We start from the raw sequence: 20,969 nt of genomic DNA, 5'->3' as shown, positions 1-20,969 counted from the left end.
TCGCCTGTTTGCGGTCCAGCCACGACATTCCGCTGTGCCCGGCGCGGACCACAGGGCAGAAGCGCTTTGAAAACCAATGTGTCGAAAGGGGCGTGGTGCGGTCGGGGGGACTCGAACCCCCACGAGTGTTACCTCACAGCGACCTCAACGCTGCGCGTCTACCAATTCCGCCACGACCGCAAGTCAGGCTGCGCGTCTTCTAGATCAGGGGTCCGACCTTGCCAAGAGGGAATTCACGCAACCCGTGGCTGATACCGCCAGCCCAACCAGGCCAGTCCGCCGACAACGACAAAGGTTGCAACAAAACCCGCAAGGGGCGACGCCGCAAAGAAGGTCTCGTTCAGCGTCCGCCCCGGCAGGAATGTGAACAACCCGGCAATCGCCAAACCTTGGAAATAAAGGCTGCGCATGGCCCGCCCATGTTGGGCAAAGCGGCGGTTGATCAGGTGCCAGATGCTTTCGGCCAAAGAGATATAGGTCAGAACCGAAAACAGATGGATCGGGTTGAAGGGGCCAATAACGGCCCAACTGCTCATCATCAGGCCACTGGTCGCCAACCCGAACATGGCCAACATCCACGTGCCACCCATCATCCGATGCAGCCTGTCACGGCGTTTGCGCCAGATGTTGACCGGGCCAAGACATATCGCCAACACGGCGCAAAGCAGATGGATTTGCACCATCAGCGGTGCGGTCAGGATCGGGGTGAGAGTCATGGGTCAGGCTCCGTTGGTTGTGGTTGTCGCGATGTCATGGCACCTTTTGCAAAACGCCCCTCGCGGGGCAAAACCCGATACGCAAAAGGCAGAAAAACAACGTGGCTGACGGCGCTTTCCCATTCGCGATACGTGAACTGCGGACCACGTTTGGCGATGTGCGGATGCTTGTGGCGCTCTTGTGCACCGGCGTCATGGTAGGGCTCGCCGGTCCATTTGATACGTTTGACCTGATGGCCACCCTGCCCCGTATGGCTTATTGGATCGGGCTTGTGTTTCTCACTTACGCGGTCGGCAACTTTGTCTCGGCACTGGTCCAGCACATCCTTTACGACCGCATTCCCGCAACGCTGCCGCGCTTTGCCATTGCTGGTGTCGCCATGGGTCCACCGATCTTTGCCGTGATCGCCGCCATCAATTATGCCAGCTTTGGCTTTGTGATGGACACCCCGGCAGAGGTGCTGGTGGCCCTGTTCCATGTCACGGTGATCTCTGTGGTGATCTCGGTCCTCTTCGCGCTCTTTTTGACGACGGACGCGCCCGCCGACACCGCACCACCCGCGATCCTTGACCGCCTGCCGTTTGACAAGCGCGGCCCCCTTGTTGCGCTTTCGGTCAGCGATCACTACGTCAACGTCATGACCACCAAAGGGCAAGACATGGTGCTGATGCGACTGGCTGATGCGATGCGTGAAACCGGTGACGTGGCGGGCCTGCAAGTGCACCGCTCGCATTGGGTGGCGCTGGATCAGATCACAGCGGTCAAACGTCAGGGGGATCGCGCCGAACTGACGCTGTCCACCGGGGCCACAATCCCGGTGAGCCGCGCCAATATGCCCGCACTCCGCAAAGCAGGCCTTCTGCCCCGGCCGACCGCCCATGGTTGACTGGATCACCGCACCGGGGTTGACCCCTTACCCCGACGCACTGCGTTTCATGGAGGACCGCGCCGCCGCCATTGCCGCAGGCACGGCGGATGAATGCATCTGGCTGGTGGAACATCCCCCGCTTTATACCGCCGGCACCTCGGCCAAACTTGCGGATTTGGTCGACCCCGACCGCTTTGACGTGTTCGAGGCGCGGCGCGGCGGGCAATATACTTATCACGGACCGGGCCAGCGTGTGGCCTATGTGATGCTTGATGTCTCCAAACGCGGCCGTGACGTGCGCTGCTTCGTGCACGATCTGGAAAGCTGGATCATCGCCACACTGGCCGAATTCAACGTAACCGGTGAACGTCGCGCAGGGCGTGTCGGCGTCTGGGTCACCCGCCCCGACAAACCTCTTGCTGCAGATGGCAGCCTGCGCGAAGACAAGATCGCCGCTCTGGGCATCAGGCTGCGTAAATGGGTGTCGTTTCACGGGCTGTCGATCAATGTGGAACCTGATCTGTCCCATTTTGACGGAATCGTCCCCTGCGGCATTGCCGAACATGGCGTCACATCGCTCGTTGATCTGGGCCTGCCAGTGACAATGGACGACGTTGATGTCGCCCTTCGCCGCACCTTTGCGACCGTGATGGAACAAAGCTCTGCAAAAAGCTGCGATGCAGGGGGCGAAATTAGCGCATAGTTAAATCTTCACCTCTAGTCCGTTGCGAGACTTATGAGGTGAAAGATGCTCCCTGCCACGGCCGCCAAAAATTCCGACCGCAAGGTTTTTTGGGCCGTTTTGGGCACGGTGGCACTCGCAGGGCTTCTGGTGGTCGGAACCTACTATGCATTGCAGCTCGCGCGCGAACATGAATTACGGGCCAAGGCGCAAAGCGACGTGCGCGCATGGGGTGAACACCTTGTGGATCATACGCCGGGATTGCCGGGCCTCTTGGCGGGTCAACCCGCGTCACCAGCCCAGCAATCCGCGTTCCATATGGCGCACAGCTATGGCGGGGTGCAGGGGTTTTCCCTCTTTTCCTTAGACGGCACGCAGATCGTTGGCCATGGCAACATGCCCCAACGGCTGACCGAACAGGCCACGCTAGACGCGGTGCAGCAGGCTGCCGCAAATGGCACGCTGCACATCTGGTTTGAAGATGTTCCGGACACCAGTCTGCACAACGTGGTCGATTCCGTCGCCATCCTTCCGCTTTTTGCAGATGACGGCACTCAAATCGGCGTGGCAAAGCAGCGGACTCGGCACACCAGCACAGCCGTATCGCTGTCGACGGTGACCGGCCTTGTGGTGATGGGCGTGCCGATCCTGTCGGCCTTTGCCTTTCTTTTGCCGATGCTGATCACGATCCGCATCACCCGCAAGGCCAAACTGCGCGAACAGGAACTCGCCAATCTGTCGCGGCAGGACGCGCTCACCGGGCTGATGAACCGCAATGGCATCGCAGGCAAGATCCGACCGCTGTTTGCCGACAGGCGCGACCCGGCTGAACAGATCGGGATCATTCTGGTCGATCTGGATAACTTCAAGGCGGTCAATGACATCTACAGCCCGGCCGTGGCAGATGCCTATTTGTGCGAAACCGCCAACCGGCTTTTGCGGATCGCGGGGGCTGCAGGCTTTGTCGGGCGGATGAATGGCGATGAATTCATGCTGGTCCTGCCCACCACCACCAGAGAAGCGTTGCGCCGCTGCGCAGACGAGGTGCAGCACGCCATTGCCGCCCCCTGCCCGATCGATGGTCAGCAAGTGCAATGCACTGCCTGCATCGGGCTGCATCTGTCGCCCGTGGGCCAACCGGTTGACCGCGCGCTACATGCCGCTGATTTGGCTCTGAACAAGGCGATTTCCGACGGTTATGGCCAGACGGTCGAATACGTCGATGCGCTCGATCAGGTCACCGGGCGACACAATCAGATCGAAAGCTATCTGCGCAGCGTCGGTTTCGATCACGCGGTTGAGGTTTACTTTCAGCCCTTCGTCGATGCCGAAACCGGGCAGGTCAACGGGTTCGAGGCTTTGGCCCGCTTGCGCGATGAACAGGGCAATATTGTCGGCCCTGACGAATTTATTCCTGTTGCCGAAAGCACCGGCATGATTCACGAGTTGGGCAAGGTCGTGCTGCGCAAGGCGATGCGCGCCGCCCGCAAATGGCCCGCCCCGATCTATATCTCCGTAAACCTCTCACCTGTGCAGTTTCAGAACAGCAATCTGGCCAATGACATTATCGCTGACCTTGACCGCATCGGGCTTGCCCCGGAACGGCTGGAACTGGAACTCACCGAAAGCCTGCTTTTGCAGGACGAAGAAGGCGTCAGCGCCGTCTTGCAACGCCTGCGGCATGCAGGGATCAGCGTCGCGATGGATGACTTCGGCACCGGATATTCCAGCCTTGGCTATCTGTGGAAATACCATTTCAACAAGCTCAAGATCGACAAATCCTTCCTCTCCGGCCACGACTTTGAAGAAGGGCGCTATTTCGACATCATCGAAACCATCATCCTGCTTGGTCATAAGCTGGGCATGTCGGTTACGGTTGAAGGGGTCGAAACCCGCCGTCAGGTCGAAGTCTTGACCGCCATGTCCTGCGACCAGTTCCAGGGCTTCTATTTCGCGCGGCCTCTGACGCTCGAACAGGCCAACGCCGTCGTGCAAAGCCTTTACGCACCGATACCAAAATCCGCCTGATTTCGAACACCGGCACCCCCGCCCCTGCGCCAATATTACCCAGCACCTCGGCCACTTCGCGTGTTGCCCCGGCGCGCACAACCCACTAGAACCCCAACAAAAGCTCGGGGTGAAGATGACTCGCGCCCGGAGCAAAGGAACCAACCAAGGAGAGCCACATGGCAGACGCAGCCATCCACGGCCACGAGCACGAAGACAACCGCGGCTTCTTTACCCGCTGGTTCATGTCCACCAACCACAAGGATATCGGCATCCTGTACCTCTTCGTTGCAGGTGCGGTCGGTTTCATTTCGGTGGCCTTTACCGTCTACATGCGGCTCGAGCTGATGCACCCCGGCGTGCAATACATGTGTGCCGAAGGCGCGCGGTTCATCGCCTCTGGCGAGGTTTGCACACCTAATGGTCACCTCTGGAACGTGATGATCACCTATCACGGCGTCCTGATGATGTTCTTTGTGGTCATCCCGGCGCTCTTTGGCGGATTTGGCAACTATTTCATGCCCTTACAGATCGGCGCGCCCGATATGGCCTTCCCGCGCATGAACAACCTGTCGTTCTGGATGTATGTCGCCGGTACCGCGCTTGGTGTCGCCTCGATGCTGTCGCCGGGCGGCAACGGGCAGCTTGGCTCTGGTGTGGGCTGGGTGCTTTACCCGCCGCTGTCGACGTCCGAGGGCGGGATGTCCATGGACCTTGCGATCTTTGCAGTCCACGTTTCAGGTGCCTCGTCGATCCTTGGCGCGATCAACATGATCACCACCTTCCTGAACATGCGCGCGCCGGGTATGACCCTGCACAAAGTGCCGCTGTTCTCCTGGTCGATCTTTGTGACCGCATGGTTGATCCTACTCGCCTTGCCCGTTCTGGCCGGCGCCATCACCATGCTGCTGACAGACCGTAACTTTGGCACGACATTCTTTGATCCTGCCGGTGGCGGTGACCCGATCCTCTATCAGCACATCCTGTGGTTCTTCGGCCACCCAGAGGTCTACATCATCATCATCCCCGGCTTTGGCATCATCAGCCACGTCATCGCCACCTTCAGCCGCAAACCGATCTTCGGCTACCTGCCGATGGTCTATGCGATGGTCGCGATCGGTGTGCTGGGCTTCGTCGTCTGGGCGCACCACATGTACACCGTGGGCATGTCCCTGACCCAGCAGTCCTACTTCATGCTGGCCACGATGGTGATCGCAGTGCCGACAGGTGTGAAGATCTTCAGCTGGATCGCCACAATGTGGGGCGGCTCGGTTGAGTTCAAAACGCCGATGCTTTGGGCGATGGGCTTCCTGTTCCTCTTCACCGTGGGCGGTGTGACGGGCATCGTACTGTCTCAGGCCGGCGTCGACCGGGCCTATCACGACACCTACTACGTCGTGGCACACTTCCACTATGTGATGTCGCTGGGCGCTGTCTTCTCGATCTTCGCGGGCATCTATTTCTACTTCCCCAAGATGTCGGGCCGCATGTACCCCGAATGGGCCGGTAAATTGCACTTCTGGGCGATGTTCATCGGTGCAAACATCACCTTCTTCCCGCAGCACTTCCTGGGCCGTCAGGGGATGCCACGTCGCTACATCGACTATCCCGAGGCTTATGCCCTGTGGAACTACGTCTCCAGCTGGGGCGCCTTCCTGTCCTTCGCCAGCTTCGTGTTCTTCATCGGCGTGATCTTCTATTCGCTGCTCTACGGTCGCCGGGTGTCTGACCCCAACCCGTGGAACGAATACGCCGACACGCTGGAATGGACCCTGCCCTCGCCGCCGCCCGAACATACGTTCGAAACGCTGCCCAAGCAGTCCGATTGGGACAAGCCGCACGCGCACTGACGCCAAGGCGTATCGCAACACCGAAAAGGCCCCGGTCACTCGACCGGGGCCTTTTCATTTGTGCATCACGCAATTGCAGGGCACCGCGATACCCGGGTCGTATTGCCGCCCATAACACCCCGCGCAGCCCGACACTGCCCCGCTCTTTGGACGCAGCCGCCTGACTGTAGCAACCACCAAGCGCGCAGTAAGTCACACATCAGAACCCATAGGTGGCCCAAGGCTTCGGACCCACCGCAGCACGGGACACAGGTGCGCGTTGACTTCGCCACCACCGCTCACGGTGAGAGCGTTGCACATCTTACGCCTGTGGCGGCCCCCTGCCCCTTTGACAGCTGCAGCCATGCCGCTGTGACGGCTCTTGTTGCAGTGGTGGTGCGCATTGCTGCCATCACTGTCACCGACGACGCAACGGCATCAGCACCCATACCCCGGAATCAAAAAGCCCCGCACAATGGCGGGGCTTTCCGTATTCTGTTGGGAAGGATTAGCCCTTGCGGCGCTTCATCGCACCCAGACCGCCCAGACCAGCCAGCAACAGCAGACCAGCGGCAGGCACCGGAACCGATGCAACAACGCGGAAGTCCAGATTGCTGAAGTCTTGATTCACACCTGTCCAGGTCGCGACAAGGTACTTGATGTCGCCAGCGCTGCCGAAGCTTGCAAGCAGGCTCTGCCCAGACACAGGCTCCATGATGAACGATTCTTCGCCGGAACAGCTCGAACCGGTGACGCCCGAACACCATGAGATGCGCAGGTCATCGAATGATCCCACGTCATTGGTTGTGCTGGTGTTCACGGCGAACAGACCAGCAATGGCCGACTCAAACTTGAAAACAATCGAGCCACCGTCGCTCGACGTGCCGCTATCCAACTCACCCAGAAGGGTCGAATTCGCATCGATCAGGTTGGTTGCCATCTGGCTGTCGGAACTTGCCCCGACTTCCAGCAGCGAAGCTTCAAGTTGCGCCACGGCATGCGGCGTATAAACCATCCCACCTGCAGAAAGCGTTGCGGCACTTGCCTGACTTGCAAACGCTGCGGCCGCAAATCCGGCGACAGCGGCAAGTGACTTAATCTTGTTCATTTCAATTTCCTCGTTACCAAACAGCAGCGCACAAAGTACCGCCGACTTCTCAACATGTATCCCATATCAAAAAGGGCCAAATCAAGGCCCGTGAACGTTTCATTAACACTTTTTCGCCTCAGACCCGAAAATCGCTCCAAATCTCGCCCCCAAATGGCCCGATTTTGCCGAAAATCCTGCAATCTTTTCCCTTTTGGAAACAATCATCAGGACTGCCAGCGAATCGGTCCGCCTGATTCTCGCCACATTCAAGGCGCGGAATCAGGCGCGACGGAACCGCACATTGTCTGCCATGCACAGATCGCTAAAACGTCCCCATGCCCTACGAATGGACCCCGGAACCTCCGCAAGCCTCCGCCAACTGGCGGCTGTCGCTCTGGCCCTACCGGTCGCTTTTGCGGCGCGACTTTGTGCTTTTCATGGGGGCAACCTGCCTCCTTGTGACTTTGCCGCTGATCGTGGTTCTGGGATCAACTATCCTTTGGGGTCTTTTGCCTTTCTTTGCGCTGATGGTTGCAGGTCTGTGGACCGCGCTCAACATCAGCTACCGCAGGGGCGAGGTGCTCGAGGAATTGACCGTCACGGATGATGTCGCCTACTTGACCCGGCACAACCCCAAGGCACCGGCGCAGGAATGGCAGGCCAACCGCTATTGGGTCAGCGTACATCTGCACCCCAAGGGCGGCCCGGTCGACAATTACATCACCCTGCGCGGCGGCGACCGCGAGGTTGAAATCGGCAGCTTTCTGGACGCCAGCGAACGGCTCGCCCTTTATGACGACCTCAAACGCGCTTTGCGTCCCTAGCGCGCCACAAATTTGCAAATGCGCTTGAGACGCCCACCCGTAAACCGCTTAAACGGTCCCCCGGACCGTTTCCGAGACCCCCGGGGCTCCGCCCGTAAACCGCTGAAACGGTCCCCCGGACCGTTTCTCGAGACGCGGTTTACCCCAATTTGTCTTTGACCAACGGGCCGACCTTGCCGAAATCCATCTGACCGGTGAACTTGGCCTTCAGGACCCCCATCACCTTGCCCATATCGCGGATGCTGGTGGCGCCAACCTCGGCAATCGCGGCATCCACGGCAGCGGCGGCCTCCTCTGAATCCAGCTGTTTTGGCAGGAAATCCTCGATCACCTTGATCTCGGACCGTTCCTTGTCGGCCAGCTCCAGCCGCCCGCCCTCTTCGTAGGCGCGTGCGCTTTCGTGACGCTGCTTGACCATCCGCCCCAAGATTGACAGCACCTCTGCGTCGCCCACCTCGGCCTCGTCAGTGCCGCGTTGCGCGATCTCGCGATCCTTGATCGCGGCGTTGATCAGCCGCAGGGTGGACAGACGGTCCGCCTCTTTCGACTTCATTGCATCTTTCAGGGCCGCATTGACCCGGCTGCGCATGTCCATGAAAACTCCCGTCTCTGGCATCAGGCGAGCGCGCACCATACTGTCGCACCCGGTGGCTGACAAGCACCCCAACGCGACGTTAGCACAGGCCAAAAACAAGGGCGTTCTGGCCCTTGACCCCTGCCGACTGCGCCCTTAGTTACGGCCCAATTTTGCGCGATCTGGGGGATGCACGCGATGCCAGCGAAACCAACCGCCTGCCTTGCACTTGCCGATGGTACGATCTTCTATGGTCGCGGCTTCGGGGCCACCGGCCAGACGACGGCAGAGCTTTGTTTTAACACCGCCATGACCGGCTATCAGGAAATCATGACCGATCCGTCCTATGCGGGCCAGATCGTGACATTCACTTTTCCCCATATCGGCAACACAGGCGTGACCCCCGAAGACGACGAAACCGCAGACCCCGTTGCCTGCGGCATGGTCGTCAAATGGGATCCAACTGGACCTTCGAACTGGCGCGCGACCGAGGAAATGACCACATGGCTGACCCGCCGGGGCCGGATCGGCATTGGTGGTATTGATACCCGCCGCCTGACCCGCGCGATCCGCCAGCAGGGCGCGCCGCATGTGGCGCTGGCCCATGACCCGGACGGCAATTTTGACATTGATGCGCTTGTGGCCGCCGCCCGCGGTTTTTCCGGCCTCGAGGGACTGGATCTGGCGAAGGAAGTGACCTGCGCGCAATCCTACCACTGGAATGAAATGCGCTGGGCCTGGCCAGAGGGCTACGCGCCACAAACCGCCGCCCGGCACAAAGTTGTGGCGATTGACTATGGTGCCAAGCGCAACATCCTGCGCTGTCTCGCCTCTGCGGGCTGCGACGTGACCGTCCTGCCTGCCACGGCCACCGCAGAAGAGGTTCTGGCGCTTAACCCCGATGGCGTCTTTTTGTCCAATGGGCCGGGCGATCCGGCGGCCACGGGCACCTATGCCGTGCCGATGATCAAAGGCGTGCTTGAAACCGATCTGCCTGTGTTTGGCATTTGTCTGGGTCACCAGATGTTGGCACTCGCCCTTGGCGCGCAGACGATCAAGATGAACCACGGCCATCACGGCGCCAACCACCCGGTCAAGGACATCGAGACCGGCAAGGTCGAAATTACGTCAATGAATCATGGGTTTACCGTTGACAGCCAAACCCTGCCCGACGGCGTTGTCGAAAGCCACGTCTCGCTCTTTGACGGGTCAAACTGCGGCATCCGTCTGGCGGACCGTCCGGTCTTTGGCGTGCAATATCACCCCGAGGCATCGCCGGGGCCGCAAGACAGCTACTATCTGTTTGAGCGTTTCGCAGCGGCCATGGACGCCCGCGCTGCGTAAACTTTTCGCGGCTTTGTTAATCATCCGTTAAGGATGCTGCCGTCATCTTGGTCTTCGGGACAACCGGACGGGCCAGATGACGCGACTGACGCCCCATTTGACACCAGACCCAACTGCGCAGGTGATGCACCCCCTGCGCAGCACGTTGCGTCTTGACCTTTCGACGTCCGATGGCGCGGTGTCGTCCGATGCGCTCGATGATGCGCAACATGTCGCGACCCGGCTGGGGTTGCAGCTGGATGACGTGCTTTATGCGCAGCATGGATTGTCCCGCCGCACACTGGTCGAGGCGCAGACCGATTTGACGAAATCGCAGTTGATCGACCCGCTGCGAGACCCGCCTGACCCCCGGCTGGTGGCCCAACTTGGGCCTGCGCTGGCGCTGCGCCACGGGGTGTTGCCGTGGCGGCGCATGGGCGGCTGCGTTGTGGTGCTGGCGCCCACGGCGCTGCATTTTGACCGCCACCGCGCTTCGCTGACGGCGCTGTTTGGTCCCGTCCGCATGGCCTTTGCCACGACCGATCAAATCACTCGCTGCATCAGCACACAATTCGCCACGCAACTCGTTCGCCGCGCCGAAACCCGCGTGCCCGACGCCGAAAGTTGCCGCAATTGGGCGGCTCCGGCGGCGCTACGCCTTGCCATCGTTTTCGCCGGCCTCTTGCTGCTGGCCGCCTTTGCCGCCCCAGTGCTGACCTTCACAATCCTGACCGCCCTGACGGTGCTCTTGCTCACACTCGCAACCGGCGTCAAAGCCGCAGCCGCCATCGTGGGCCGCGCGCCCTTGCCCGAAGGCCCCGGCGCGCATGACGCCACACCTGCGCGCCTGCCCGTGATCACCCTGCTGATCCCGCTCTACCGCGAAAAAGCGATTGCAGATCACCTTCTCAACCGCTTGGAAGCGATTGATTATCCACGCGAATTGCTTGACGTCTGCCTTGTGATGGAAGCCAGTGATCACACCACACGCGCCGCTGTCGGCCGCGCCCGGTTGCTCACGTGGATGCGGCTGATCACCGTGCCGGACGGCACAATCAAAACCAAACCGCGCGCCCTGAACTACGCGCTCGATTTCGCGCATGGGTCGATTGTCGGCGTCTACGACGCCGAGGATGCCCCCGCCCCCGATCAACTGCGCCGCGTTGCCCATCACTTTGCCAATGCCGATCCTGCGGTGGCCTGCCTGCAAGGCATGCTTGATTACTACAACCCGCGCGCCAACTGGCTGACCCGCTGCTTCACCATCGAATACGCCGCCTGGTTCCGGGTCATCCTGCCCGGCTATGCCCGTATGGGGCTGGTCGTACCGCTCGGCGGCACCACACTCTTTTTTCGCCGCCACGCGCTCGAACGGCTTGGCGCCTGGGACGCACACAATGTCACCGAAGATGCCGATCTTGGTATCCGGCTGGCGCGCCACGGATTCCGGACCGAATTCGTCAACACAGTGACCGAGGAAGAGGCGAATGGCCGGTTCTGGCCGTGGGTCAAGCAACGCTCGCGCTGGCTCAAGGGCTATGCGATCACTTACGGCGTGCACATGCGCCACCCTGTCCGCCTCTGGCGCGATCTGGGTCCATGGCGGTTCTTCGGACTGCAAGTGCTCTTCGCGGGCACGCTGGCGCAGTTTCTGCTTTCCCCCCTGCTCTGGTCCTTCTGGCTGATCCCTTTTGGCCTGCCGCACCCGATTAGCACGATCCTACCTGCACCTGCCCTTTGGACACTGGCCGGGCTCTTTCTGGCGACCGAACTGGTCTCACTTGCCATTGCATGGGTGGCCCTTGGCCGCGCGGGAAAGCGGGGCCTCTGGCTTTGGGCCCTATCCCTGCAGCTCTATTTTCCGCTGGCGACCATCGCCGCCTACAAGGGTCTGCTGGAACTGACGTGGAAGCCGTTTTATTGGGACAAGACCGCCCACGGCGTGCTCTTGCCCGGCACTACTCGGCGGCTTCGACCTTGGCAGCGTCCAGCTTCAAACGGGTAACATAGGCCTTGGAAATATGGTCGTGCAGCGCGCGATACGCCGCATCACCATCGCCTTTTTCAATCGCACGCACGATTTCCTCATGCTCTTGCAACGTGTCGGCCCCTCGGCCCTCGGCCGAGATCGACGTTGTCGCCAACAGCGCCATGGACCGATGCACAAGATCCAATTGCCGGACCAGAAACCGGTTGTGTGACGCCAAATGGATCTGCTTGTGAAACCGCCGATTGGCACGGGCCAGCGCCTGCGCGTCATCCTTGAGCGCCTTGTCCGCCTCCAGCATGTCACGCAACACGGCTACCTCTTCGGGCGTCGCGTGCCGGGCTGCCAGCCGGGCCGCCAACCCTTCCAACTCTCCGCGCACCACGTAAAGTTCGGACATCTGGGTATGGTCCAGTGACGCCACAATCAGCGACCGCCCATCGCGCGTCAGCAGCCCTTGGGTCTCCAACCGTTGCAATGCTTCGCGCACCGGCGTGCGCGACACGCCCAGACGTTCCGCCAGATCGCTTTCCACCAACCGGTCGCCCGGGGTGTAGATATGGCTGTCGATCGCCTCAAGGATCAGATCATAGGCATCCTTTTGCGGACGGGGTGGCACGGGCATCAGGCTTCCTTTCGCGCGGACGTGATCCGACCCTAACGATCCGTTCCCGTTGGCGCAATTCGCCACATCCCCCTTTCCCGCGCGCCTTTAGCCGCCTATGTCGCAGGGTATGGAAACCGACATTCTGATCTCGGGCGGCGGTGTGGCGGGTCTGACTGCTGCTGCGGCCTTTGGCACCGCTGGCTTTGATGTGGTCATTGTGGACCCCGCCCCGCCTGTCACACAGGCCGATACGCCCGGGGCTGATTTGCGCACGACCGCATTTTTGCAACCCGCGCGCGCCTTTCTGGACTGCGCCGGGCTTTGGGACATGCTCGCCCCCCATGCTGCACCTTTGCAGATCATGCGCATCGTTGATGGCGCTGCCACGCCGCCGGTTGTGCGCGACTTTGACGCCGCGGACATCTCGGACCAACCTTTTGGCTGGAACCTGCCCAACTGGCTGTTGCGCCGCGAAATGGTCGCGCGTCTCTCTGCCCTGCCAAACGTCGACTTCCGGCCCGGCACGGGCTTTGCGCGGATGCTGACCCGCACGGCAGAGGCGCGCGTGACGCTGACAGACGGGCAAAGCCTGCGCGCCAAACTGGTGATCGGCGCCGATGGCCGTGGCTCACCTGTGCGCGCCGCCGCCGGGATCGACGTCAAAACAACGCGCTACGGGCAAAAAGCGCTGACCTTCGCGGTGACCCACGCGGCCCCGCATGACAATATCTCGACCGAGGTGCACCAGACCGGCGGCCCGTTTACGCTGGTGCCGCTCCCCGATCACAACGGCCAACCCTGTTCCGCCGTCGTCTGGATGGACAGCGGGGCCGAGGTTGCGCGCCTCGCTGCCCTTTCACCCGCCGACTTCAATGCCGCCGCCACCGCGCGCAGCGCAGGCGTCATGGGCGATCTTGCGCTGGTGGCAGGCCGGTCCAGCTGGCCGATCATCAGCCAAATCGCCAATCGCCTGACCGCCCAGCGCACCGCATTGGTGGCAGAGGCTGCGCATGTGATGCCGCCGATTGGCGCGCAGGGCCTCAACATGTCGCTCAGCGACCTCGCCAGCCTGCTGGATCTGGCCGAAGCGCACCGCGCATCCCTTGGCGATACTGCCATGCTGGATGCCTACCAGGCTGCGCGGCATACCGACATCCGCCTGCGGGTCACCGGGATCGACGCGCTCAACCGTGCTTCCATCGCGGGCTCATCGGTCTTGCGTGACCTGCGGCCCTGGGGCATTCGCGCGCTGGCCGACACAGCGCCCGTTCGCCGTCAACTCATGAAACTTGGCCTCGGCGCGGGCTGACTCTTCTTCTGGCCAAAATAATCCTGGGGGAGTCCGCCCAGCGGACGGGGGCAAAGCCCCCAAAAGGGTGGGTGGGCGGGCACCGCCCTACCCGCCTACCACCTGATCCACCACCGGCAGCAACCGCGCCAGCGTCGCGTCCACATCGTAAAGCTTATCCAGCCCAAACAGCCCCAGCCGGAAGGTGCGGAAATCCTCTGGCTCATCGACGGCAAGCGGCACACCTGCGGCAATCTGCATGCCTTGGGCCGCAAACTTGCTGCCGTTCTGGATGTTCGGGTCATCGGTATAACTGACCACGACACCCGGCGCGCCGAACCCTTCCGCCGCGACAGACCGCACGCCCATGCCCGCCAAATGCGCGCGCACCGCGTCACCCAGCGCCCATTGCGCGTCTTTCAACCGGTCAAACCCATAGTCCCGCGTTTCAATCATCGTGTCCCGAAACGCCCGCAGCCCATCCGTTGGCATCGTCGCATGATAGGCATGGCCACCGCCTTCATAGGCCGCCATGATCCCGTGCCATTTCTTCAGATCTCCGGCAAAGCTGTTGGATGTGGTGTCTTGCATGCGCGCCGCCGCGCGGTCCGACAGCATCACCAGTCCCGCACAGGGCGTCGCTGACCAGCCCTTTTGCGGGGCAGAGATCAGCACATCAACGCCCACATCCTTCATATCGACCCAGACACAGCCCGAGGCGATGCAGTCCAGCACCATCAATGCGCCCACCTCATGGGCAGCCGCTGCCATCGCGCGCAGATAGTCATCCGGCAGAATGATGCCCGCGCTGGTTTCAACGTGCGGGGCAAAAACCACATCGGGTTTCGCCGCCTTGATCGCATCCACAACCTCGGCAATGGGGGCAGGCGCGAACGGTGCGCGGCTGTCATTGCCCGCCTGCCGCGCCTTCAGCACCGTGGTCTGCGCGGTAAATTGGCCTGCGTCGAAAATCTGGCTCCAGCGGTATGAAAACCAGCCGTTGCGCAGGATGAACGTATGTGCGCCGGCGCCAAACTGCCGCGCGACCGCCTCCATGCCAAAGGTGCCGCCACCAGGCACAACGGCCACGTGATCGGCGTTGTAGACCTCTTTCAGCATGGCTGAGATGTCGGTCATCACACCTTGAAAGGCCTTACTCATGTGATTGAGCGACCGGTCCGTGAATACCACCGAGAATTCCATCAGGCCTTCGGGATCAACCGAGGATTTCGCTGTGCCGTCCATGCATGCCTCCTGCGCTGGGGTTGCCTTTGGCTACCTTCCGCGCGGGCTGATGGCAAAGTCTATTTGGGTATGCAAACAGCTATCGGCCCAGTCGCGGACCGCATTCATCTTGCGCCAGCCGCCGGGCACAAAGCGACCCTTTGCCTAACCTGCCGCTTTCCAGGCCTCCCCGGACCCTTGCTGATCGCGATGAAAAACCACCCCGTTGCGACCCTGCGCTTTTGCCAGGTAAAGTGCTGCATCCGCATCCCGGATGGCGGCATCAATGTCCGCGCAACGCGCCTGCAAGGACCCGCCAATCGACACCGTCACTGTCAATGGCTTACCTTCAAAGGTGACCACCTCTGCCGCAACCGCCTGCCTTATGATTTCGGCCACGGTGGCCGCCGCCTCGACAGAGCTTTCGTGCAAGAAGATCACGAACTCTTCACCCCCGAACCTGCAAACCATATCCTGCGGCCCGACAGAGGATTGCAGCACGCGCGCCACTCGGCGGATCACCGCGTCCCCTGCGATATGCCCATGTGTGTCGTTGACCGCCTTGAAGTGATCAATATCAACCATCAATGAGACACCATAAGCATCCGGCGCATCGGCCATGACTGCGTAAAAGTGGTCGCGCGTTGCCACATCCGTCAGCCTGTCGCGCGCGACAAGTCGTTGAAGCTCGTCTGACAATTCATTGATATGCACAATTTTCTTGCCGATGAAAATCATCAACGACATGGTAATCGAGACGGTCAGCAGCAAACTTAACGACAACTCCCACAGCCATTCTTCGCGCGGGTACAACAGCATGATCACAGGGACAACCACAGCGCAGGCAAACGCTGTGGCGAGCATGGAAAAGCCCAGGATATCAGAGTTGGTTTTCAGCTTCATGACGCCCTCTTATAGCACATATAGCCGCGATAGGTGCCCAAGGGGTTAATCTGCCTCTGTCATGCAGCCTGCGGTGACAGCCACTCCATCACCGTGCGGTTCCGACCGCTTTCCTTTGCGCGATAAAGTGCGGCATCTGCTGTGCCAATGGCTTCGTCGATGTCCTCAGTGGCGTCTTTGAGCGATCCGCCAATGGACACGGTTACCGCCACGGTCAAATCGCCCACCCGCACCGGGGCTGCAGCCACAGACCGGCGCATCCGTTCGGCAATATCGCGGCCCTGTTCCGGCGTGACCTTGTGCAGGAAGATCACGAATTCCTCGCCGCCAAACCGGCAGACAATATCAATCTCGCGGCAATTGGCGCGCAGCACTTCGGCCACTGACTTGATCACCGCATCACCGACCATATGTCCGTGGACGTCATTGACTTTCTTAAAGAAATCAATGTCCACCATCAGCGACACACCATAGGCATCCGGTTCGGCCGCAAGGCGTTCATAAAAGAAGTCCCGCGTTGCGGCCTGGGTCAGCCGGTCACGTTCGGTCAGCGCTTTCAACTCTTGCTTGCGCAAGTAGTTTTCGTGCATCTGCCCGCCCAGATAAAGGCATACAGGCAAAGAGATAATCAGCGTCAGCAGCGGTTCGCGCGCCAGAATATAGGCGTGCATTTCGGGCGGGTAGTACAACACCTGCACGATCATCAGAAACGCCATTTCAAGCGCCGAAAAAAGGATCGCGAACTTCCAAAGATCACTGCGTTGCCGGACTTCCATCAGGGGGCCTCTGCTTTGTTGCGCAGTCACCTTACGTAAATCTTCCCCAACAGAATCTTAATTGCCCCGGTTTCTTTCCGCACAACTCATAACAAGATTTTAACAAATCAAAGCGGTCCGGGGCGGCGTTCTTCGCTCAGCAGCACATTGGCCTCCACGTCACCGACACCCGGCAAGGTCATGATCCGGCGGCGCAACACCCTCTCAAAATCGGCCAGATCGCGCGCCACGACCCGCAGGCGATAGTCATATAGCCCCAGCACGTGTTCAACTGATTGCACCTCAGCGATACCGCTCACTGCCCGCTCAAAGTCTTCCAGACTGACGCGCCCCTTGGTGGCAAGTTTCACCCCCAGAAACACCGTTACACCAAATCCCAGCGCCTCATGGTCCAGCCGCAGCCTGCGCCCCGCGATCACCCCCGCCTCTTGCAGCCGCCTGATCCTCCGCCAAGTGGCAGGCTGGCTCAGCCCTAGTTTCTGGCCCAACCGCTGCGTCGATTGCTCTGCGTTTTCAACCAATTGCCGCAACAGATCGCGGTCCAGATCATCCAGCGTCATATCGGCAACGTCCTGTCATCCTTGACACTTGCCACGGTCATCAGCGCCTCGATGTCCGCGATATGTGGCAGGGTCAAAACCTCTTCGCGGTATATCCGCTGATAATCCGGCAAATCCTTCGCGATCAGCGACAGCCGCACATCGACCCGGCCCAGAAAGGTCTGAATTTCGACCACCTCACGCACCGCCCGAGCGGCCACCAAAAAGGCATCGAAGGCGCGCGGTTGGGTCTTGTCCAGCGTGATCCGCAGACTGACCGCCACCGCATAGCCAAGTGCTGCCCAGTCAATCACCACACCCACGCCTTGTAACACGCCGCTTGCGCGCAGCTTCTCTAACCGGCGACTGACCCGCGCAGGGCTCAGCCCCGTGGCTGCCGCCAAGTCTGGCACGGCCATCGCCGGATCATTCTGCAATCGGCGCAAAATGCGTCTGTCATCATCATCAAGCATGAATTTCGCAATATCCCGACTTTTGGCGAATAACAATTACCATATCGACCCAAATAATTGCGCAACCAACACTGCGCTTCCGGCCAAAGGGGCCTATAAGCGCTGCCAGACACGATAACCAAAGGAAAAGACCATGCGCGTTTACTACGACCGCGATTGCGACGTGAACCTGATCAAGGACAAGAAAGTCGCCATCCTCGGCTACGGCTCTCAGGGTCACGCCCACGCCCTTAACCTGCGCGACTCCGGCGCCAAGAACCTTGTCGTCGCCCTGCGCGAAGGCTCCCCTTCGCAAGCCAAAGCCGAAGGCGAAGGCCTGCAGGTCATGGGTATCGCAGAAGCCGCCGCCTGGTGTGACGTCATCATGTTCACCATGCCCGACGAACTTCAGGCCGAAACATACAAGAAATACGTCCACGACAACATCAAGCCCGGCTCGGCCATCGCCTTTGCCCACGGCCTGAACGTCCACTTCGGCCTGATCGAGCCAAAAGACGGTGTCGACGTCATCATGATGGCCCCCAAAGGCCCCGGCCACACCGTGCGCGGCGAATACACCAAAGGCGGCGGCGTCCCCTGCCTTGTGGCCGTTGACACCGACGCATCCGGCAAGGCGCTGGAAATCGGCCTGTCCTATTGCTCCGCCATCGGCGGCGGCCGCTCCGGCATCATCGAAACCAACTTCCGTCAGGAATGCGAAACCGACCTCTTTGGTGAACAGGCCGTGCTTTGCGGCGGTATCGTTGAACTGATCCGCATGGGCTTTGAAACCCTCGTGGAAGCAGGCTACGAGCCCGAAATGGCCTATTTCGAGTGCCTGCACGAAACCAAGCTGATCGTGGACCTGATCTATGAAGGCGGTATCGCCAACATGAACTACTCGATCTCCAACACCGCAGAATACGGCGAATACGTCTCTGGCCCGCGCGTGCTGCCTTACGCCGAGACCAAGAAGCGGATGAAGGACATTCTGACCGACATCCAAACCGGCAAATTCGTGCGTGACTTCATGCAGGAAAACGCCGTGGGCCAGCCCTTCTTCAAGGCGACCCGCCGGATCAACGACGAACACCAGATTGAACAGGTCGGTGAAAAGCTCCGTGGCATGATGCCTTGGATCTCTGATGGCAAAATGGTCGACAAATCCAAGAACTGATCTTTGATCTCACACATGGCTGGTCCCGCCCTTGCGGGGCCAGCACACCACCGGGGGCCAGATGTCCAATCTTGAAATCCGCCCCGCGCCCGCGTCACTTCTCCCACAAATCCAGACCGCCCTGCGCGCCACGTGGGAAGCGCACCGCGCCCGCCAACCCTTTGCTTTCAGCACCGGTGATCTGGAATCCCTCGTGATCCCTGGCCTTGCCCAGTCGTTTCAGGACCATGACGGCCAACCGCTTGAAGAAAGCCCAAGCATCTTTGCGGCCTACCTCGACAACCGGTACGCCGGCTACATCGCGCTCAGCCCGCTGACCCTGCCCGATGGCAGCACGCCCGCCTTTATCAATATCGACGACATTCACGTGCAACCTGACCTGCGTGGCCAAGGCATCGCCCGTGCGCTTGTCGATCACGCCAAAGCCTTGGCTGATACGAACGACTGGGACAACCTCACCGCGACCGTCTGGTTCGGAAATGACAGCTCGGCCCGGCTTTTCGCCTCCGCAGGTTTTGCACCGACCTCAACAACCCTGCGCTATGGCCCCGCGCGCCAGGTGCGCGATCAACCTGCCCCACCAGCGACCCCAAGCACGCGCCGCCAAGGCCACGGCGACGTGATCCTGGCGGTCGTTGCCACATTGGCCCTGGTCAGCCTCGCCGTCTCCTGCGCCGGGCGCTGACCGCCCCCCCGCATCAAATCGGCAAAGTCTTGCACCCTTGCGGCCATGCTCCTGCCGCATTGCCCCGGCAAAGTTCACTCAGATCGAACCAAAGGTGACCACATGCTGCGTTTTTCTCTGCCACTCGCACTCTGCCTTTTTGCAGCGCCGCTGAGCGCCAGCAACCTGACCGATGACACGTCAGGCCCCTCTCTGGCCGTGCCCGCCCCACAGATCGCCGCCCTTGACGATCTGATCCCACAGCAGACACCGACGCTGACTGCCACCATCGGGGGCAGCGCCATGCTGCCCGGACTTGGCCTGCTAACCCTCGACGGCGCGCAAGACCTGCAGGCCATCACCCAGCCCGCCACCGCTGTCCAGCTGCTGAAATAATCGGCCTTCCGCTGGCGCACGCGCCGCGCCCGGGCTAGCAAGGGGCACACCACCCCAACCGCTGGCCCCATGACACCGCATCCCACCCCTGCAAACTGGCTCTCGATCTTCGCCCTCGGCCTGATCTGGGGTGGCACCTTCATGGTGGTGACACTGGCCCTGCGTGGCTATGGCCCACTGACCGTGGCCTGCGCGCGCACCACGCTCGGTGCTCTGGTCCTGCTGGCGCTGATGCGCTCTCTCGACCGCCCTTGGCCGTCCTGGACCCCGCGCCTGACGCTCTATCTGCTGGTGATCGGCACGCTCAACACCGCCCTGCCTTTCGCGCTGCTCAGTTGGGGTCAGCAACACGTGGCCTCTGCCTTTGCTGGCATCTCCATGGCCGCCCTTCCGCTTTTTGTGCTGCCGCTGGCGCATGTCTTCTCGGATGAACCGCTCTCAGCCCGCAAAACCGCCGGTGTTCTTCTGGGCTTTGTCGGGGCCGTCACCCTCATCGGCCCCGGCGTGCTGGACATGGGGCAAAGCACGGCTTCCTTGGGGCAACTGGCCTGTATCACCGCCTCGCTATCTTACGCGGTCTCTTCGATCCTGACCCGCCGCTGCCCGCCGATTGACAGCATTGCGCTGGCCACCATCGGGCTTTGTGTCGGCATCGCCTACCTGATCCCCGCGATGCTGCTGGTCGAAGGCGTGCCCACCCTTGCCGACCCGCGCAGCACGCTCGCGATCCTGTTCCTCGGGCTGGTCCCTACCGCACTGGCGGCACTTTTGCGGGTCGCCGTGATCCGCAGCGCGGGATCGGTCTTCATGACATTGGTCAACTACCAGGTCCCGCTCTGGTCGGTCCTCTTTGGCGTGCTGATCCTGAACGAAGTCCTTCCCCTGCGGTTCTTCGCCGCCCTCGCCCTGATCCTCACCGGGCTGGCGATCAGCCAATGGCCCAGCCTCAAACGGCTCTTTGCCCCTTTCTTTTGAATGAAAATATGCCGGGGGAGTCCGCCTAGCGGACGGGGGCTGGCCCCCATGCAACACCTGCCACACG

21 protein-coding genes and 1 tRNA gene are annotated in these 20,969 nt (G+C 61.0%); 12 read left to right on the top strand and 10 right to left on the bottom strand.

Features of this window, described 5'->3' with window-relative positions:
• Positions 1-93: 93 nt before the first annotated feature.
• Both AB3Y40_RS04760 and AB3Y40_RS04755 read right to left on the bottom strand, forming a co-directional pair.
• Positions 94-180: transfer RNA gene (locus tag AB3Y40_RS04760), tRNA-Leu, on the bottom strand.
• Between the two features lie 53 nt (positions 181-233).
• Positions 234-716, bottom strand: coding sequence for a DUF2306 domain-containing protein (locus tag AB3Y40_RS04755; protein WP_369437652.1), 483 nt, complete (start codon positions 714-716; stop codon positions 234-236).
• Positions 717-817: 101 nt separating this feature from the next.
• On the opposite strand from AB3Y40_RS04755, the gene AB3Y40_RS04750 reads away from it, so the two are divergent.
• The 4 genes from AB3Y40_RS04750 (at position 818) to ctaD (ending at position 6,124) form a co-directional block, all read left to right on the top strand.
• On the top strand, positions 818-1,603 hold the full coding sequence (locus AB3Y40_RS04750; RefSeq protein ID WP_369437651.1) for a LytTR family DNA-binding domain-containing protein: 786 nt from the start codon (positions 818-820) through the stop codon (positions 1,601-1,603).
• Positions 1,596-2,288, top strand: a complete 693-nt coding sequence (gene lipB / locus AB3Y40_RS04745; protein ID WP_369437650.1) for a lipoyl(octanoyl) transferase LipB — start codon at positions 1,596-1,598, stop codon at positions 2,286-2,288. Before AB3Y40_RS04750 ends, lipB begins: the two co-directional genes overlap by 8 nt.
• 45 nt (positions 2,289-2,333) lie before the next feature.
• Positions 2,334-4,295 carry a putative bifunctional diguanylate cyclase/phosphodiesterase gene (locus AB3Y40_RS04740; RefSeq protein WP_369437649.1) on the top strand — a complete coding sequence of 654 codons (1,962 nt, stop codon included), beginning with the start codon at positions 2,334-2,336 and terminating at the stop codon, positions 4,293-4,295.
• Between the two features lie 158 nt (positions 4,296-4,453).
• Complete coding sequence (gene ctaD, locus AB3Y40_RS04735; protein ID WP_369437648.1) at positions 4,454-6,124, top strand: cytochrome c oxidase subunit I; 1,671 nt, start codon at positions 4,454-4,456, stop codon at positions 6,122-6,124.
• 487 nt (positions 6,125-6,611) lie between these two features.
• Here the strand turns inward: ctaD and AB3Y40_RS04730 are convergent, their stop codons facing one another.
• Positions 6,612-7,211 carry a VPLPA-CTERM sorting domain-containing protein gene (locus AB3Y40_RS04730; RefSeq protein WP_369437647.1) on the bottom strand — a complete coding sequence of 200 codons (600 nt, stop codon included), beginning with the start codon at positions 7,209-7,211 and terminating at the stop codon, positions 6,612-6,614.
• 317 nt (positions 7,212-7,528) lie between these two features.
• Here AB3Y40_RS04730 and AB3Y40_RS04725 point away from each other — a divergent pair, with 317 nt between their 5' ends.
• A complete protein-coding gene (locus AB3Y40_RS04725) occupies positions 7,529-8,017 on the top strand; it encodes a DUF2244 domain-containing protein (RefSeq protein ID WP_369437646.1) in 489 nt (162 codons plus the stop codon).
• Positions 8,018-8,156: 139 nt separating this feature from the next.
• On the opposite strand, the gene AB3Y40_RS04720 is transcribed toward AB3Y40_RS04725, so the two are convergent.
• Positions 8,157-8,612: a GatB/YqeY domain-containing protein gene (locus AB3Y40_RS04720; RefSeq protein ID WP_369439603.1), complete on the bottom strand. Its 456-nt coding sequence runs from the start codon at positions 8,610-8,612 to the stop codon at positions 8,157-8,159.
• A 177-nt stretch (positions 8,613-8,789) separates the two neighbouring features.
• On the opposite strand from AB3Y40_RS04720, the gene carA reads away from it, so the two are divergent.
• Both carA and AB3Y40_RS04710 read left to right on the top strand, forming a co-directional pair.
• On the top strand, positions 8,790-9,935 hold the full coding sequence (gene carA, locus AB3Y40_RS04715; protein WP_369437645.1) for a glutamine-hydrolyzing carbamoyl-phosphate synthase small subunit: 1,146 nt from the start codon (positions 8,790-8,792) through the stop codon (positions 9,933-9,935).
• 76 nt (positions 9,936-10,011) lie between these two features.
• Complete coding sequence (locus tag AB3Y40_RS04710; RefSeq protein WP_369437644.1) at positions 10,012-11,919, top strand: glycosyltransferase family 2 protein; 1,908 nt, start codon at positions 10,012-10,014, stop codon at positions 11,917-11,919.
• Here AB3Y40_RS04710 and AB3Y40_RS04705 read toward each other — a convergent pair.
• Positions 11,873-12,526, bottom strand: a complete 654-nt coding sequence (locus tag AB3Y40_RS04705; RefSeq protein ID WP_369437643.1) for a GntR family transcriptional regulator — start codon at positions 12,524-12,526, stop codon at positions 11,873-11,875. The two genes, AB3Y40_RS04710 and AB3Y40_RS04705, sit on opposite strands and share 47 nt — an antisense overlap.
• 109 nt (positions 12,527-12,635) lie before the next feature.
• Between AB3Y40_RS04705 and AB3Y40_RS04700 the strand changes: the two genes are divergently transcribed.
• Entirely contained in the window at positions 12,636-13,817 is a 1,182-nt protein-coding gene (locus tag AB3Y40_RS04700; protein WP_369437642.1) for a UbiH/UbiF family hydroxylase, read from the top strand.
• 87 nt (positions 13,818-13,904) lie between these two features.
• On the opposite strand, the gene AB3Y40_RS04695 is transcribed toward AB3Y40_RS04700, so the two are convergent.
• The 5 genes from AB3Y40_RS04695 to AB3Y40_RS04675 all read right to left on the bottom strand — a co-directional run bounded on the left by AB3Y40_RS04695 (position 13,905) and on the right by AB3Y40_RS04675 (position 17,711).
• A complete protein-coding gene (locus AB3Y40_RS04695; protein WP_369437641.1) occupies positions 13,905-15,041 on the bottom strand; it encodes an aminotransferase class V-fold PLP-dependent enzyme in 1,137 nt (378 codons plus the stop codon).
• 144 nt (positions 15,042-15,185) lie between these two features.
• Positions 15,186-15,923, bottom strand: a complete 738-nt coding sequence (locus AB3Y40_RS04690; RefSeq protein ID WP_369437640.1) for a GGDEF domain-containing protein — start codon at positions 15,921-15,923, stop codon at positions 15,186-15,188.
• Positions 15,924-15,982: 59 nt separating this feature from the next.
• Positions 15,983-16,699 carry a GGDEF domain-containing protein gene (locus tag AB3Y40_RS04685; protein ID WP_369437639.1) on the bottom strand — a complete coding sequence of 239 codons (717 nt, stop codon included), beginning with the start codon at positions 16,697-16,699 and terminating at the stop codon, positions 15,983-15,985.
• A 107-nt stretch (positions 16,700-16,806) separates the two neighbouring features.
• On the bottom strand, positions 16,807-17,259 hold the full coding sequence (locus AB3Y40_RS04680; protein ID WP_369437638.1) for an Lrp/AsnC family transcriptional regulator: 453 nt from the start codon (positions 17,257-17,259) through the stop codon (positions 16,807-16,809).
• Complete coding sequence (locus AB3Y40_RS04675; protein WP_369437637.1) at positions 17,256-17,711, bottom strand: Lrp/AsnC family transcriptional regulator; 456 nt, start codon at positions 17,709-17,711, stop codon at positions 17,256-17,258. Before AB3Y40_RS04675 ends, AB3Y40_RS04680 begins: the two co-directional genes overlap by 4 nt.
• Before the next feature lie 133 nt (positions 17,712-17,844).
• Here AB3Y40_RS04675 and ilvC point away from each other — a divergent pair, with 133 nt between their 5' ends.
• From ilvC to AB3Y40_RS04655, 4 genes are all read left to right on the top strand, one after another.
• Positions 17,845-18,867, top strand: a complete 1,023-nt coding sequence (gene ilvC / locus AB3Y40_RS04670) for a ketol-acid reductoisomerase (protein WP_369437636.1) — start codon at positions 17,845-17,847, stop codon at positions 18,865-18,867.
• Positions 18,868-18,928: 61 nt separating this feature from the next.
• Complete coding sequence (locus AB3Y40_RS04665) at positions 18,929-19,552, top strand: GNAT family N-acetyltransferase (RefSeq protein ID WP_369437635.1); 624 nt, start codon at positions 18,929-18,931, stop codon at positions 19,550-19,552.
• 102 nt (positions 19,553-19,654) lie between these two features.
• Positions 19,655-19,927, top strand: a complete 273-nt coding sequence (locus tag AB3Y40_RS04660; RefSeq protein ID WP_369437634.1) for a hypothetical protein — start codon at positions 19,655-19,657, stop codon at positions 19,925-19,927.
• A gap of 69 nt (positions 19,928-19,996) precedes the next feature.
• Positions 19,997-20,902, top strand: a complete 906-nt coding sequence (locus AB3Y40_RS04655) for a DMT family transporter (RefSeq protein ID WP_369437633.1) — start codon at positions 19,997-19,999, stop codon at positions 20,900-20,902.
• The last annotated feature ends 67 nt before the right edge of the window (positions 20,903-20,969 follow it).

Source organism: Yoonia sp. R2331 (assembly GCF_041103235.1).
Classification (GTDB): Bacteria; Pseudomonadota; Alphaproteobacteria; order Rhodobacterales; family Rhodobacteraceae; genus CANMYO01.
The sequence above is the reverse complement of the archived record's forward strand: the minus strand, read 5'-3'. Positions and strand labels throughout refer to the sequence as shown.

Excerpts from the sequence above, each read along its gene's own strand:
- AB3Y40_RS04740 (WP_369437649.1), top strand. The coding sequence starts at position 2,334 with ATGCTCCCTGCCACGGCCGCCAAAAATTCCGACCGCAAGGTTTTTTGG.
- AB3Y40_RS04680 (WP_369437638.1), bottom strand. The coding sequence starts at position 17,259 with ATGACGCTGGATGATCTGGACCGCGATCTGTTGCGGCAATTGGTTGAA.
- lipB (WP_369437650.1), top strand. The coding sequence starts at position 1,596 with ATGGTTGACTGGATCACCGCACCGGGGTTGACCCCTTACCCCGACGCA.
- AB3Y40_RS04700 (WP_369437642.1), top strand. The coding sequence starts at position 12,636 with ATGGAAACCGACATTCTGATCTCGGGCGGCGGTGTGGCGGGTCTGACT.
- AB3Y40_RS04665 (WP_369437635.1), top strand. The coding sequence starts at position 18,929 with ATGTCCAATCTTGAAATCCGCCCCGCGCCCGCGTCACTTCTCCCACAA.
- AB3Y40_RS04660 (WP_369437634.1), top strand. The coding sequence starts at position 19,655 with ATGCTGCGTTTTTCTCTGCCACTCGCACTCTGCCTTTTTGCAGCGCCG.
- AB3Y40_RS04730 (WP_369437647.1), bottom strand. The coding sequence starts at position 7,211 with ATGAACAAGATTAAGTCACTTGCCGCTGTCGCCGGATTTGCGGCCGCA.
- AB3Y40_RS04755 (WP_369437652.1), bottom strand. The coding sequence starts at position 716 with ATGACTCTCACCCCGATCCTGACCGCACCGCTGATGGTGCAAATCCAT.
- AB3Y40_RS04710 (WP_369437644.1), top strand. The coding sequence starts at position 10,012 with ATGACGCGACTGACGCCCCATTTGACACCAGACCCAACTGCGCAGGTG.
- AB3Y40_RS04675 (WP_369437637.1), bottom strand. The coding sequence starts at position 17,711 with ATGCTTGATGATGATGACAGACGCATTTTGCGCCGATTGCAGAATGAT.
- ilvC (WP_369437636.1), top strand. The coding sequence starts at position 17,845 with ATGCGCGTTTACTACGACCGCGATTGCGACGTGAACCTGATCAAGGAC.
- AB3Y40_RS04685 (WP_369437639.1), bottom strand. The coding sequence starts at position 16,699 with ATGGAAGTCCGGCAACGCAGTGATCTTTGGAAGTTCGCGATCCTTTTT.
- AB3Y40_RS04705 (WP_369437643.1), bottom strand. The coding sequence starts at position 12,526 with ATGCCCGTGCCACCCCGTCCGCAAAAGGATGCCTATGATCTGATCCTT.
- ctaD (WP_369437648.1), top strand. The coding sequence starts at position 4,454 with ATGGCAGACGCAGCCATCCACGGCCACGAGCACGAAGACAACCGCGGC.
- AB3Y40_RS04655 (WP_369437633.1), top strand. The coding sequence starts at position 19,997 with ATGACACCGCATCCCACCCCTGCAAACTGGCTCTCGATCTTCGCCCTC.
- carA (WP_369437645.1), top strand. The coding sequence starts at position 8,790 with ATGCCAGCGAAACCAACCGCCTGCCTTGCACTTGCCGATGGTACGATC.
- AB3Y40_RS04725 (WP_369437646.1), top strand. The coding sequence starts at position 7,529 with ATGCCCTACGAATGGACCCCGGAACCTCCGCAAGCCTCCGCCAACTGG.
- AB3Y40_RS04695 (WP_369437641.1), bottom strand. The coding sequence starts at position 15,041 with ATGGACGGCACAGCGAAATCCTCGGTTGATCCCGAAGGCCTGATGGAA.
- AB3Y40_RS04720 (WP_369439603.1), bottom strand. The coding sequence starts at position 8,612 with ATGGACATGCGCAGCCGGGTCAATGCGGCCCTGAAAGATGCAATGAAG.
- AB3Y40_RS04690 (WP_369437640.1), bottom strand. The coding sequence starts at position 15,923 with ATGAAGCTGAAAACCAACTCTGATATCCTGGGCTTTTCCATGCTCGCC.